At 60.1% G+C, this 13,792-nt stretch carries 7 protein-coding genes and 2 pseudogenes; 6 read left to right on the top strand and 3 right to left on the bottom strand.

Going from position 1 to position 13,792, the window contains the following annotated elements; all coding sequences use genetic code 11:
• Positions 1-58 precede the first annotated feature (58 nt).
• The 3 genes from C4J90_RS21420 (at position 59) to guaA (ending at position 3,981) form a co-directional block, all read left to right on the top strand.
• Positions 59-607 carry a sugar ABC transporter ATPase gene (locus C4J90_RS21420; RefSeq protein WP_124364282.1) on the top strand — a complete coding sequence of 183 codons (549 nt, stop codon included), beginning with the start codon at positions 59-61 and terminating at the stop codon, positions 605-607.
• Positions 608-852: 245 nt separating this feature from the next.
• Positions 853-2,322 (top strand): IMP dehydrogenase, encoded by a 1,470-nt coding sequence (guaB, locus tag C4J90_RS21415; RefSeq protein ID WP_015885726.1) that lies wholly within the window; start codon positions 853-855, stop codon positions 2,320-2,322.
• Between the two features lie 81 nt (positions 2,323-2,403).
• Positions 2,404-3,981 (top strand): glutamine-hydrolyzing GMP synthase, encoded by a 1,578-nt coding sequence (gene guaA, locus C4J90_RS21410; RefSeq protein WP_124420766.1) that lies wholly within the window; start codon positions 2,404-2,406, stop codon positions 3,979-3,981.
• A 177-nt stretch (positions 3,982-4,158) separates the two neighbouring features.
• Here the strand turns inward: guaA and C4J90_RS21405 are convergent, their stop codons facing one another.
• A complete protein-coding gene (locus C4J90_RS21405) occupies positions 4,159-6,231 on the bottom strand; it encodes a TerD family protein (RefSeq protein ID WP_124420765.1) in 2,073 nt (690 codons plus the stop codon).
• Positions 6,232-6,619: 388 nt separating this feature from the next.
• Here C4J90_RS21405 and C4J90_RS21400 point away from each other — a divergent pair, with 388 nt between their 5' ends.
• Positions 6,620-6,874, top strand: a complete 255-nt coding sequence (locus tag C4J90_RS21400) for a helix-turn-helix transcriptional regulator (protein ID WP_124364279.1) — start codon at positions 6,620-6,622, stop codon at positions 6,872-6,874.
• A pseudogene (locus C4J90_RS21395) lies at positions 6,858-7,625 on the top strand (type II toxin-antitoxin system HipA family toxin); the annotation flags it as partial. The gene C4J90_RS21400 and the pseudogene C4J90_RS21395, both read left to right, overlap by 17 nt.
• 122 nt (positions 7,626-7,747) lie before the next feature.
• Here the strand turns inward: C4J90_RS21395 and C4J90_RS21390 are convergent.
• Both C4J90_RS21390 and mltF read right to left on the bottom strand, forming a co-directional pair.
• A pseudogene (locus C4J90_RS21390) lies at positions 7,748-7,918 on the bottom strand (UTRA domain-containing protein); the annotation flags it as partial.
• Between the two features lie 226 nt (positions 7,919-8,144).
• Positions 8,145-9,605 carry a membrane-bound lytic murein transglycosylase MltF gene (gene mltF, locus C4J90_RS21385; RefSeq protein ID WP_124364278.1) on the bottom strand — a complete coding sequence of 487 codons (1,461 nt, stop codon included), beginning with the start codon at positions 9,603-9,605 and terminating at the stop codon, positions 8,145-8,147.
• Positions 9,606-9,891: 286 nt separating this feature from the next.
• Between mltF and purL the strand changes: the two genes are divergently transcribed.
• Positions 9,892-13,788 (top strand): phosphoribosylformylglycinamidine synthase, encoded by a 3,897-nt coding sequence (gene purL / locus C4J90_RS21380; protein ID WP_124420764.1) that lies wholly within the window; start codon positions 9,892-9,894, stop codon positions 13,786-13,788.
• Positions 13,789-13,792 lie beyond the last annotated feature (4 nt).

Below are 13,792 nucleotides of genomic sequence, written 5' to 3'. Positions count from 1 at the left end.
TCAAATGTGGGAGGGGGCTTGCCCCCGATAGCGTCAGCAGCCACACCGCAGGACTCCCATGAACTCCCAAAGCATCCTTGTTCCGAAAATCTCCACCTTGCCCGTCCACGAGCCGCGCGCGCGGGCCATCGTGCGCTGGCTGGTGCGCAAGAACATCATCAAGGAAGAACTGACCACCTGCGGCCGCACCGGCAATCGCATGGCCTACGCCCTGGCCGACGGCGCCCGTGCGGTGGTGCTGCACCCGCAGGCGCTGCCGTTCAACGAACCGGTTAATGGCCTGGAAATCATCTACAAACGCTGCATCTATACGCCGGCCAAGGGGTTTCTTGAAGAAGCCGGCTGCCCGGAGTGCCGCAAGGAAGTCGGTGAAGCCCTGTTCGACAGCCTGGAAGACTGGATGCCCGGCCACACCGACAACTTTACCTGCCCGCTGTGTGGGCACGAAGACGACATCAACGGCTTCCTGTTCCTGCAGGAATGCGGGTTTTCCAATCTGGGCTTTATCTTCAACAATTGGGCAGAGGCGGGGTTCAAGCAAAGCTTTATCGACGAATTTGCCGATTGGCTGGACCAGAAGATCGCTTGGGTCAAGGTCGAGCTGTAGGTTTGCCCCCGATGATCGTTCCCACGCTCCGCGTGGAAATGCATCCTGTGACGCTCCGCGTCACCTCAACGGTGGGACGCAGAGCGTCCAAGGCGGCATTCCCACGCAGAGCGCGGGAACGATCAGGCGAAGCCAGATTTCTCCATCTATCACTATTCCCAAATATGTCAGAGTTTTACGTTGAGACCTGAGGGGTGTCTGAGTATAATGGCGCGCTTCCATTTTCCCGCTCGGGAGCCCCCGCGATGCTGCGTATCAGCCAAGAAGCTCTGACATTCGACGACATTCTCCTAGTGCCCGGTTATTCCGAGGTGCTTCCTAACGAAGTCAGTCTCAAGACCCGCCTAACCCGTGGCATCGAGCTGAATATTCCCCTGGTTTCCGCTGCCATGGACACCGTCACCGAAGCCCGTCTGGCCATCGCCATGGCTCAGGAAGGCGGCATCGGCATCATCCACAAGAACATGACTATCGAGCAGCAAGCTGCCGAAGTGCGCAAGGTCAAGCGTTACGAAGCCGGTGTGGTGAAAGATCCCATCACCATCGAAGCTGACGCCACCGTACGCGATCTGTTCGAACTGACCCGGCTGCACAACATCTCCGGCGTTCCGGTACTGCACGATGGCGACCTGGTCGGCATCGTTACGTCCCGTGACGTGCGTTTCGAGAACCGTCTTGAAGTCACCGTCCGCGAAGTGATGACGCCTAAAGAGCGTCTGGTCACGGTCAAGGAAGGCGCCGACAAGAACGACGTGCGTGAACTGCTGCACAAGCACCGCATCGAGCGCGTGCTGATCGTCGACGACAAATTCGCCCTCAAGGGCATGATGACCGTCAACGACATCGAAAAAGCCAAGGCTTACCCGCTGGCCAGCAAGGATGACCAAGGTCGTCTGCGCGTTGGCGCTGCCGTTGGTACCGGTAAAGACACCGGCGACCGCGTGTCGGCCCTGGTCGCCGCCGGTGTTGACGTGGTGGTGGTCGACACGGCTCACGGTCACTCCAAGGGCGTGATCGATCGCGTGCGCTGGGTCAAGCAGAACTTCCCTGACGTGCAGGTGATCGGCGGCAACATCGCCACTGGCGCTGCCGCCAAGGCGCTGGCCGAAGCGGGTGCTGACGCGGTCAAGGTCGGTATCGGCCCTGGCTCGATCTGCACCACGCGTATCGTCGCTGGTGTCGGCGTGCCGCAAATCAGCGCCATCGCCAACGTCGCCGCGGCCCTTGAAGGCACCGGCGTGCCGTTGATCGCCGACGGCGGCATCCGTTTCTCCGGTGACCTGTCCAAGGCCATCGTTGCCGGTGCTTCCTGCGTGATGATGGGCTCGATGTTCGCCGGTACCGAAGAAGCGCCGGGCGAGATCGAACTGTTCCAGGGCCGGTCGTACAAGGCTTACCGTGGCATGGGTTCGCTGGGCGCCATGTCCCAGGCGCAAGGTTCGTCCGATCGCTACTTCCAGGATTCCTCGGCAGGCGCCGAGAAGCTCGTCCCGGAAGGTATCGAAGGCCGTGTGCCGTACAAAGGCACCCTGAGCGCGATCATCCATCAACTGATGGGCGGCCTGCGTTCCTCGATGGGCTACACCGGCAGCGCCGACATCGAAGAAATGCGCACCAAGCCAGAGTTCGTGCGGATCACCGGCGCCGGCATGGCTGAATCCCATGTCCACGACGTGCAGATCACCAAGGAAGCGCCAAACTACCGCGTAGGTTGAGGCTTCCAGCAAAACGTTAAGTAACCGGGGCTGTTCTTTCAGCCCCGAGTTGTTTCTGATTCATTAGACGAGACTGACTTCATGGCCCTCGACATTCACGCCCACCGCATCCTGATCCTCGACTTCGGTTCCCAGTACACCCAACTGATCGCCCGCCGCGTGCGTGAAATCGGCGTGTACTGCGAACTGCACCCGTTCGACATGGATGACGCCGCGATCCGCGAATTCGCACCCAAAGGCGTCATCCTCGCCGGTGGCCCCGAGTCCGTGCACGAAGCCAACAGCCCGCGCTGCCCGCAGGCGGTGTTCGACTTGGGCGTACCGGTCTTCGGCATTTGCTACGGCATGCAGACCATGGCCGAACAACTGGGCGGCAAGGTTGAAGGCTCCGAGCTGCGTGAATTCGGTTATGCGCGGGTTGACGTGGTCGGCAAGAGCCGCCTGTTGGACGGTATCGAAGACCACATCGACGCCGACGGCCTGTTCGGCCTCGACGTGTGGATGAGCCACGGTGACAAGGTCACCAAGATGCCGGAAGACTTCCACGTCCTGGCCAGCACCCCGAGCTGCCCGATCGCCGGCATGTTCAGCGATGAGCGTCGCTACTACGGCGTGCAGTTCCACCCTGAAGTGACCCACACCAAACAAGGCGGGCGCATCCTGTCGCGCTTCATCCTCGACATCTGTGAGTGTGAAGCCCTGTGGACGCCGTCGAAAATCGCTGAAGACGCCATCGCCCAGGTGCGTGCCCAGGTCGGTACCGACAACGTGCTGCTCGGCCTGTCCGGCGGTGTTGACTCCTCCGTGGTTGCTGCACTGCTGCACAAAGCCATCGGCGACCAACTGACCTGCGTGTTCGTCGACAACGGCCTGCTGCGCTTGCACGAAGGCGAGCAAGTGATGGCCATGTTCGCCGAGAACATGGGCGTCAAGGTGATCCGCGCCAACGCCGAAGAGCAGTTCCTCACCAACCTGGCCGGCGAGTCCGACCCGGAGAAGAAGCGCAAGATCATCGGCCGCACCTTCATCGACGTCTTCGATGCCCAGGCCAAACACCTGGACAACATCAAGTACCTCGCCCAAGGCACCATCTACCCCGACGTCATCGAGTCGGCTGGCGCCAAGAGCGGCAAGGCCCACGTGATCAAGTCCCACCACAACGTCGGTGGCCTGCCTGAGGAAATGAACCTCAAGCTGGTAGAACCGCTGCGCGAACTGTTCAAGGACGAAGTCCGCCGTCTGGGCCTGGAACTCGGCCTGCCGTACGACATGGTCTACCGCCACCCATTCCCAGGCCCGGGCCTGGGCGTGCGCATCCTGGGTGAAGTGAAGAAGGAATACGCCGACCTGCTGCGTCGCGCCGACCACATTTTCATCGAAGAACTGCGCAAGGCCGACTGGTACCACAAGGTCAGCCAGGCGTTCGTGGTGTTCCAACCGGTCAAATCCGTAGGCGTTGTAGGCGATGGCCGTCGTTACGCATGGGTCGTGGCCCTGCGTGCGGTGGAAACCATCGACTTCATGACCGCCCGTTGGGCACACCTGCCGTACGAACTGCTGGAAACCGTCAGCGGCCGTATCATCAATGAAATCGAAGGCATCTCGCGCGTGACATACGACGTGTCGAGCAAGCCGCCGGCGACGATTGAGTGGGAATGATTAGACGTCCGGCATTGTCCGGCACGATCTAGCAAGAAATGCCCTGGAGCCCGCGTAATTGCGGGCTTTTGGCTTTTTGGGTCTGGCAGATTCTGGAAGCATTGCTGAAACTGCCGGGTGGGCTGTCGGCAGATGTGCTGAGTGCGCTGGGCGCCACGGCACAGCCTGGCGTAGGTATTAGAGAAACTGTGATCGAATCAAATCCGTATCGAACGGTGTTATCCCTTGATCAGGCGCAAATACCGCCTGTGCCTGCTGCGGTGAAGCCACTCGTTCCCCTCGTGCTCGAACATGTAAATCGAACAGGGTCTCCAAATCCGGCCTTGGTGTATGTACCAAAGCTCGCAGCATCAACGATACCCCACTGAGATTGTTCCGGACGTTGTTCCACCGCGCAGATGCAGTGAGTCCCAGATCGGCCCAAATCATGCGTCGTTCCTGCAAGTCCATTACGAATGGCAGACAGATCCCTGTGTTGGATGCGATATCGATACGGTCGAACACGGAGCGTGGTTCGAATATTTCACCCGATGCCACGTCGACACGGGCCATCCAGCCGGCGAAGCATTCTGGAAGATCGCAGTACGGTTGCTCGGTGTATGAGTTGATAGACGTGACGACATAGCGAATACCCTTTTCGACGAGGACATCGAGGTCGAGGTCGATGAACTCCGAAGCCCCTTTGGGCGCATCGACTATATCGCCGCTGTGGTAGCCGCCGAAATCCTTCAGGTTGTAGTACGCGACCGTTTGTTTGAACGCGAAGTTGGCGTCGAAAAAGGCGGCAGACAAGTCGATGTCTGTGCGTCCACGACCGTTCTTCCACCATAGGAACAGGCGAATGAAACGTGTGTCAGGCATAGGCAATCGACTGCCCCGCACCAGCGTACGTAGCGATTTCGATGAGGCACGCTGTGCCAGCGGCACTCTGTATTCGCGTAATGCTGGATCGATGAAACAGCGGCCTAGTGGCGGTAGCGACGCAAAACGCGTTATGAGTGCGCCCTCGCAGATTCTGGCTGCACGATCCAATACGGCGGGAGCGAGAGGTTCGCGTCGATCCTTGATGCCATAAACTTTGGCAAATGCACCTTTCGGCGTAAAGGCTCGCAGGGGGAGGGGGCGTGACGCACGTACCTGGGCCAGTAACTGCAGCAGCACAGGTGAGGACACTTGTGTCGCAACCGACTCGAACGCGTCGAGAACCGATTCTGGGTCCGTCGCGCGCCGCAGGGTCGCGTCCAGCCTTCGTGCGAACTCACCAGGACGACTCTGTAGTAGGGGCGTAAGCGTGGAAATGTGACGCAAGGCAAGCAATGTTTCGACACGTGATCCAAATGAGGCTGGCGCTTCGTTGCGGCGTGCTGCCGTGATGGCGGCTAGCGCTCGTGGGTGTTTATCCGCGTAGTCGCCCGGATGCAGTACTTCAGCCAGGCGTTTCCAGTGCTCAGCATGGCGCATCACGTCTTCTACAGCGTTGGGTATTTGGTCGAGTAGGCGCAAAAGCAGACGGCGTATCGAGCGCTTCATCGCTGTGAAACGCGTCGAAGCTGTCGCCAGTGACACGTCTCCACCACTCAGAGCGACCGCGAGTCGTAGCACGTCAGTCGCCGTTTCGACGTTTTTCTCAAGGAATGCGTCCACCCGTGCATCGCCGGCTACCTGCAGGATAAGTGCGCCGCCAACCTGTGCACGGATCTCCCGGAACGGAATAGCTTCAGGCAGTAGGCGGAACACATCGTTTTTGTACGTTCGGATAAACCAGGCGACATCGGCAGCGTCCTCCTCGGAGAGTGAAGTGCGCGATGACACGAGTGGTTCGAGCAGTGACTCGAACTCAGAGACGCTTCCCGGTTCGATCACGCGGGATATGAAGTTGCCCTCAAGCATCGCAGGTCGAGAGTGTTCAGACGGCGGTAAACGCCAAAGCGTGAGGTAGTGGATGACGGCGTTAAGGTATAACTCCGCCTCTGAGGCCGTCAGAACCTGCTCTGGAAAGTCAGGATAAAATGGCTTGTGGTGTACATGAGCGCCAGTTTGCCGCCGCAGGACTCCGACAATTTCGCGCAACCAGTGCTTGAGCTCTGTCGCTGACAACATGCCGATTTGCTCAATCAGAGGTTCTGATAGTACGCATCGGAATGCCGCGACTTCCCGGACAGCCGACGCGACCTGAGCGCGCGTGGCACCGCCAGTTCCCATCGGGACGTGAACTTTGCTACGGCGACGCAGGAAAAGACCCTGATTCATGCTTGTTTTTCTCCCTTGGCCGCCGTCGTGGACGAGTTGCAGTATGGTTTTACAGCTGATGTAAAAACGCCTGCAAGAAGCAGGCGCAGTGTGGAGAGCGAAACCCCTAGGTCATCGGAGGTTAGAAGGAAGGTGTTCCATAGCCACGAACGCATCCTACGGAAGGTTGTATTTGTTTGCCAAGTAGCGGCATATCTCAACGGTAACAAGCTGCTTCACAGGCTACGTTTTTGCACAGTCTGCTTGGCGGGAGGTTTGTGTTTCTGGTGTGTAAACACTCAACTAAAAGCCATAAGTGTATAAAAGGACTGCTCAAGATTAAATGCATCGTATAGCGTGCATTTAGGCAAAATTATTTATTTTTGCATTGTATTGGATGCATTTTGGTATGGGCGATCTAGGAATACTGATCAAGAACCTCCGCAAGGCGGCTGGCCTTTCACAAAGCCAGCTCGCGCAGCGGCATGGCATGAGTCGCGCCACCATCTCGGGGATTGAGAACAATACCATCCCGGAAATCGGGATTCGCAAGGTTGCAGCCATTCTTGAAGGCTTGGGATATGAGTTGACCGCCATCCCCAAGCGTCGGCGCATGACCCTTGATGAGCTGAAATCGGGAAACATCCATGACGAGTCAAAGTGAACGGCTATATATCGGCGTAGGCGGTGTGCCTGCTGGAACGCTCGGGCGGGGTGCAGAGAACCGGCGCGATACGATTTTCTCGTATAACGACACTGTCAGCGAAGAGAATGCCGTATCCCTGACGATGCCGGTGCGCTTGGAGAGTTACAACTGGGAGTATGGGATCCATCCTCTGTTCGAGATGCACATTCCCGAGGGGCATCTCAAGGATGAGCTTGTGCGGCGTTTCAGCAAGTCAGTGCGCGGCTTTGACGACTTCGCTTTGCTGGGTATCGTGGGCCCACACCAGTTAGGTCGCATCAGTGTTGCCCATGATGCGGGTGGTGAGCCACTGCCTGGGGTCAAACTGTCCGAGCTATTGGTTTATGACGGGGCGAAAGACCTGTTTGATGATCTTCTGAAAACCTACGCAGCCTACTCGGGGGTGTCGGGTGTTCAACCCAAAGTGTTGGTACGCGACGTTGACGACATGGCCCCCGGTATTGAACGTCTCACCCATCGGGGCGCGACGCATTTGGTGAAGGCGTTCAACGAGTCTGACTTTCCTCAGTTGGCAGCCAACGAATTTTTCTGCATGCGGGCTGCATTCCATTGCGGCCTGGAGGTGCCTGAATTCCAGCTCAGCGAGCACGGTAAGCTCCTTGTGGTGAAACGGTTCGACATCAGTGAAAGCGCCTACCTCGGTTTCGAGGACATGTGCGTTTTATCGGGATGGGGAACCGCGAAGAAGTACGACGGAAGCTACCAGGGAGCACTCACCCAGAGTTCGCGGCGGTAGGAGAGAAGATGACTGCTGCATGGACGGCAGGGCTGGCAAAAAGCATCGCAGTGCAATGATCTTCCCGACCTATACTCAGTCCCGCACACTATCCGAAAAGTAAACTTATCCAGCGTATGCCGCGACTCGGTGTACTCGTACTGCCGCCCATCCTGCAAAAACGTCTGGTTGCTCACCACGATCACATGGCTTTGGCCCTCGAGGTCGAGGTGTGCCTGGTCGTTCTTGCCGCGGGGCAGGGCTTCGATGGTGCGCTGAGCGTAGGCGGTTGCCTTGCAGTACGGCGAAGGCCCCGGCACTGGCCTGGTTTACACCGGCAATACCTTCCTGGGTAAGAGCAGCAAAAGTTACCGCGCCGTGGAGTTTTTCGACTGAATGTTGGTGTGCAGGTCGAATACTGGTGGAAATAACCAGACGGGTGTACGCGGACTAAAAATGTGGGAGCGAGTAAGCTCGCTCCCACATTTGTTTTGCGGTGTTTGGTAATCGTGTTTACAACTGCGGGTTATCTTCCGGCGGCTTGGTCTTATCCACACCCGGCACATGCAAATTGCCTTCGACCACCTGGTTACCCTCCAACTGCGGCTGGGTCACCCAGGTCAGGATGTCGTAGTAGCGCCGGATGTTCGCCACAAAATGCACCGGCTCGCCGCCCCTGGCATAACCGTAGCGCGTCTTGCTGTACCACTGCTTCTGCGACAGGCGCGGCAGCATTTTCTTCACGTCCAGCCACTTGTTCGGGTTCAGGCCTTCCTTTTTCGCCAGCAGGCGCGCGTCGTCCAGGTGGCCGGTGCCGACGTTGTAGGCGGCGAGGGCAAACCAGGTGCGGTCGGGCTCGGCGATCTTGTCGTCCAGCTCGTCCTTGATCTTGGCCAGGTACTTGGCGCCGCCCATGATGCTTTGCCTGGCATCCAGGCGGTTGGACACGCCCATCGCCTGGGCGGTGTTCTGGGTCAGCATCATCAAGCCGCGCACGCCGGTCTTGGAGGTGACTGCCGGTTGCCACAGCGATTCCTGATAGCCGATGGCCGCCAATAGTCGCCAGTCGACCTTTTCTTCCTTGGCGTAGGCGCGAAAGTGCTTCTCGTACTTGGGCAGGCGCTGCTGCAGATGCTGAGCGAAGGTATAGGCGCCGACGTAGCCGAGTACATCGACGTGCCCGTAATAGCGATCTTTCAGACGCTGGAGGGTGCCGTTCTTCTCGACCTTGTCCAGGTAACTATTGATTTCGTTGAGCAGGCTGTTGTCTTCACCGGCGGCCACCGCCCAGCTTTGGTTGCTGGCGTTGCCCAGGTCGAACGCCACGCGCACGTTGGGGAAGTACACCTGGTTCATGGCGACTTCGTTGGAGTCCACCAGGGTCAGGTCGATTTGCCCTTCGTCGACCATGCGCAGCAGATCGACCACCTCAACGGCGTCGGACTCTTCGTATTCGATGGCAGGATTCTGCTTTTTCAGCGCCGCCAACTGCTCGGCGTGGGTGCTGCCCTTGAGCACCATGATCTTCTTGCCGACCAGGTCCGCCGCGTTGGTCGGTCGTGACTGGCCGTTGCGGTAGATGATCTGCGGCGTGACTTCAAGGTACGGGTGGGAGAAGCGCACCTGCTGCTGGCGCTGTTCGCTGCTGACCAGGCCGGCGGCGGCCAGCACCGGGCCGTTGGGTTTGCCCAACTGACCGAACAGGTCATCCAGATTGTCAGCGGTTTCGATTTTAAGCGTAACGCCCAGGTCATCGGCGAAGCGCTTTACCAGCTCGTATTCGAAACCGGTTTCACCGTTGCGGTCCTGGAAATACGTCGCCGGGCTGTTCCGGGTAACCACCCGCAATACGCCATCCTCCTTGATTCGCTCGAGCGTGCTGGGTTTATCAACACAGGCGCTGAGCATCAGGAAGAGTCCGGTGGCGATGAGCCATTTGGCGCATCGCGGGCGCAAAACAGTTGGGGAGAACATCTGCGCAGTATACGCAAACGGCCCACGGCGCCATATCTCGACAGCGGTGGACTTGTCTGCTAGCGCCGCCAAAACTGTGCTGCAGCCCGCAGAAACGTGGCTTGGCGCCCGATTGTGACGGTTAAAATATCTGCGCCCGCTGCCGGGGAACACCCCAGGGCCCCATGCAAACCGTGCCAACTGACGTTCGGCAGCGGCCAACGGTAGCGTTTCGGGTGCCGTTGGCGAAGGTTTACGCTAGAATGCACGGCCTCAAAGCACACCCCTTCCCGAGGCTGTCCCGAAGATGTTGATCCTGCGCGGCGCTCCTGCCCTTTCTGCCTTTCGCCACAGCAAACTCCTCAAGCAACTGAGCCAGAAGGTTCCAGCTGTTACAGGCCTGTATGCTGAATTTGCTCACTTCGCCGACGTAGCCGGCGTCTTGACCGCCGACGAACAGCAAGTGCTCGCACGCCTTCTGAAGTACGGCCCCAGCGTTCCCGTTCAAGAGCCGACCGGCCGCTTGTTCCTGGTTCTGCCACGGTTCGGTACCATCTCGCCCTGGTCGAGCAAGGCCAGCGACATCGCCCGTAACTGCGGCCTTTCGAGCATCCAGCGCCTGGAGCGTGGTATCGCGTTCTACGTTGCCGGCCAGTTCAGCGACGCCGAGGCCGAGCTGATCGCCAGCAGCCTGCACGACCGCATGACCCAGATCATCGTCAGCCAGCTGGAACAGGCTGCCGGCCTGTTCAGCCACGCCGAACCCAAGCCGCTGACCGCAATTGACGTGCTGGGCGGTGGCCGCGCCGCCCTCGAGAAGGCCAACACCGAATTGGGCCTGGCCCTGGCCGAAGACGAAATCGACTACCTGGTCAACGCTTTCATCGGCTTGAAGCGCAACCCGCACGACATCGAGCTGATGATGTTTGCGCAGGCCAACTCCGAGCATTGCCGTCACAAGATCTTCAACGCCAGTTGGGACATCGACGGCGAAAGCCAGGAAAAAAGCCTGTTCGGCATGATCAAGAACACCTACGTGATGCACAGCGAAGGGGTTCTGTCGGCTTATAAGGACAACGCCTCGGTGATCGTCGGCTCCGTCGCCGGCCGCTTCTTCCCGGACCCTGAAACCCGCCAGTACGGCGCGGTGCAGGAACCGGTGCACATCCTGATGAAGGTCGAGACCCACAACCACCCGACTGCGATTGCCCCGTTCCCCGGCGCAGCCACCGGTTCCGGCGGCGAAATCCGTGATGAAGGCGCGACCGGCCGTGGCGCCAAGCCCAAGGCGGGCCTCACCGGTTTCACCGTGTCCAACCTGCAGATTCCGGGCTTCGAACAGCCGTGGGAAGTGCCGTACGGCAAACCCGAGCGCATCGTCACCGCACTGGACATCATGATCGAAGGCCCGCTCGGCGGCGCCGCGTTCAACAACGAATTCGGGCGTCCGGCACTGACCGGCTATTTCCGTACCTTCGAGCAGTCCATCACCACCCCGCGTGGCGATGAAGTGCGCGGCTACCATAAGCCGATCATGTTGGCCGGCGGCATGGGCAACATCCGTGAAGAACACGTCCAGAAAGGCGAGATCCTGGTTGGCTCCAAGCTGATCGTGCTCGGCGGCCCGGCGATGCTGATCGGCCTGGGCGGCGGCGCGGCTTCCTCCATGGCCACCGGCACCAGCTCGGCCGACCTCGACTTCGCCTCGGTACAGCGCGAAAACCCGGAGATGGAACGTCGCTGCCAGGAAGTTATCGACCGTTGCTGGCAATTGGGTGACAAGAACCCGATCAGCTTCATCCACGACGTCGGTGCCGGTGGCTTGTCCAACGCGTTCCCGGAACTGGTCAACGATGGCGAGCGCGGTGGCCGTTTCGAACTGCGCAACATTCCAAACGACGAGCCAGGCATGGCCCCGCACGAAATCTGGAGCAACGAATCCCAGGAACGTTACGTACTGGCGGTCGGCCCTGAAGACTTTGCGCGCTTCCAGGCCATCTGCGAGCGCGAGCGCTGCCCGTTTGCCGTGGTCGGCGAAGCCACTGCCGAGCCGCAGCTGACCGTCACCGACAGCCACTTCGGCAATAGCCCGGTGGACATGCCGCTGGAAGTGCTGCTGGGCAAAGCCCCGCGCATGCACCGTTCGGCGGTACGTGAAGCCGAGCTGGGCGATGATTTCGACCCAAGCACCCTGGAACTGGTCGACAGCATCGAACGCGTGCTGCACCACCCGGCCGTGGCGAGCAAAAGCTTCCTGATCACCATCGGCGACCGCACCATCACCGGCCTGGTGGCCCGTGACCAAATGGTCGGCCCGTGGCAGGTACCGGTGGCCGACGTTGCCGTCACCGCCACCAGCTTCGACGTCTACACCGGTGAAGCCATGGCTATGGGCGAGCGTACGCCGCTGGCCTTGCTGGACGCGCCGGCGTCGGGCCGCATGGCCATTGGCGAAACCCTCACCAACATCGCGGCCTCGCGCATCGGCAAGCTGTCCGACATCAAGCTGTCGGCCAACTGGATGTCCGCAGCCGGCCACCCCGGCGAAGACGCGCGCCTGTACGACACCGTCAAGGCTGTCGGCATGGAGCTGTGCCCTGAGTTGGGGATCACCATTCCGGTGGGCAAGGACTCCATGTCCATGGCCACCCGCTGGAATGAAGACGGCACCGACAAGAGCGTCACCTCGCCGCTGTCGCTGATCGTTACCGGGTTCGCACCGGTCACCGATATTCGCCAGACCCTGACCCCGCAACTGCGCATGGACAAGGGCACCACCGACCTGATCCTGATCGACCTGGGCCGTGGCCAGAACCGCATGGGCGCCTCGATCCTGGCGCAGACCCACGGCAAGCTCGGCAAGCACGCGCCGGACGTCGACGACGCTGAAGACCTGAAAGCCTTCTTCGCCGTGATCCAGGGCCTCAATGCCGACGGCCACCTGCTGGCTTACCACGACCGTTCCGACGGCGGCTTGCTGACCAGCGTGGTCGAGATGGCCTTTGCCGGTCACTGCGGCCTGAACATCGTGCTCGACAGCGTTGCCGAGGACGCTGCCGAAATCAACGGCATCCTGTTCAACGAAGAGCTGGGTGCGGTGATCCAGGTGCGTCAGGACGCGACTCCAGACGTGCTGGCACAGTTCAGCGCCGCTGGCCTGGCTGAGTGCGTGGCGGTGATCGGTCAGCCGATCAACAACGGCGAAGTGAATATCTCGTTCAACGGTGACACGGTCTTTACCGGCCAGCGCCGCCTGCTGCAACGCCAGTGGTCCGAGACCAGCTACCAGATCCAGCGCCTGCGCGACAACGCCGACTGCGCCGAGCAGGAATTCGACGTGATCCTGGAAGAAGACAACCCGGGCCTGAGCACCATGCTCAGCTTCGACGTCAACCAGGACATCGCTGCGCCCTACATCAAGAAAGGCATTCGCCCACAGGTTGCCGTACTGCGTGAGCAGGGCGTCAACGGACAGGTGGAAATGGCGGCGGCGTTCGACCGTGCCGGCTTCAATGCGATCGACGTGCACATGAGCGACATCCTCGCCGGTCGCGTTGACCTCAACGCGTTCAAAGGCCTGGTCGCCTGCGGCGGTTTCTCCTACGGCGACGTGTTGGGTGCCGGTGAAGGCTGGGCCAAGTCTGCCCTGTTCAACAGCCGCGCCCGCGATGCGTTCCAGGGCTTCTTCGAGCGCAACGACAGCTTCACCCTGGGTGTGTGCAACGGTTGCCAGATGATGTCCAACCTCAGCGAACTGATCCCGGGCAGCGAGTTCTGGCCGCACTTTGTGCGTAACCGTTCCGAGCAGTTCGAAGCCCGTGTCGCCATGGTGCAGGTGCAGGAGTCCAACTCGATCTTCCTGCAAGGCATGGCCGGTTCGCGCATGCCGATCGCCATCGCCCACGGTGAAGGCCATGCAGAGTTCGCCAGCGAAGAAGCCCTGCTCGAAGCCGACCTGTCCGGCACCGTGGCCCTGCGTTTCGTCGACAACCACGGCAAGGTCACCGAGAACTACCCGGCCAACCCGAACGGCTCGCCGCGCGGCATCACCGGCCTCACCAGCCGCGACGGCCGCGTGACCATCATGATGCCGCACCCGGAGCGCGTATTCCGCGCCGTGCAGAACTCGTGGCGCCCGGAAGAGTGGGATGAAGACGGTGCGTGGATGCGCATGTTCCGCAACGCCCGCGTTTGGGTGAACTAAGGCA

The sequence above is a fragment of the Pseudomonas sp. R2-60-08W genome (assembly GCF_003852335.1).
Taxonomy (GTDB): domain Bacteria; phylum Pseudomonadota; class Gammaproteobacteria; order Pseudomonadales; family Pseudomonadaceae; genus Aquipseudomonas.
Note: the sequence above shows the minus strand (reverse complement) of the source record. Positions and strands in the feature narration are given on the sequence as shown.

Bases quoted from the DNA above. Each gene is read 5' to 3' on its own strand.
- C4J90_RS21420 (WP_124364282.1), top strand. From the start codon at position 59: ATGAACTCCCAAAGCATCCTTGTTCCGAAAATCTCCACCTTGCCCGTC.
- C4J90_RS21405 (WP_124420765.1), bottom strand. From the start codon at position 6,231: ATGAATCAGGGTCTTTTCCTGCGTCGCCGTAGCAAAGTTCACGTCCCG.
- mltF (WP_124364278.1), bottom strand. From the start codon at position 9,605: ATGTTCTCCCCAACTGTTTTGCGCCCGCGATGCGCCAAATGGCTCATC.
- C4J90_RS21400 (WP_124364279.1), top strand. From the start codon at position 6,620: ATGGGCGATCTAGGAATACTGATCAAGAACCTCCGCAAGGCGGCTGGC.
- guaB (WP_015885726.1), top strand. From the start codon at position 853: ATGCTGCGTATCAGCCAAGAAGCTCTGACATTCGACGACATTCTCCTA.
- guaA (WP_124420766.1), top strand. From the start codon at position 2,404: ATGGCCCTCGACATTCACGCCCACCGCATCCTGATCCTCGACTTCGGT.
- purL (WP_124420764.1), top strand. From the start codon at position 9,892: ATGTTGATCCTGCGCGGCGCTCCTGCCCTTTCTGCCTTTCGCCACAGC.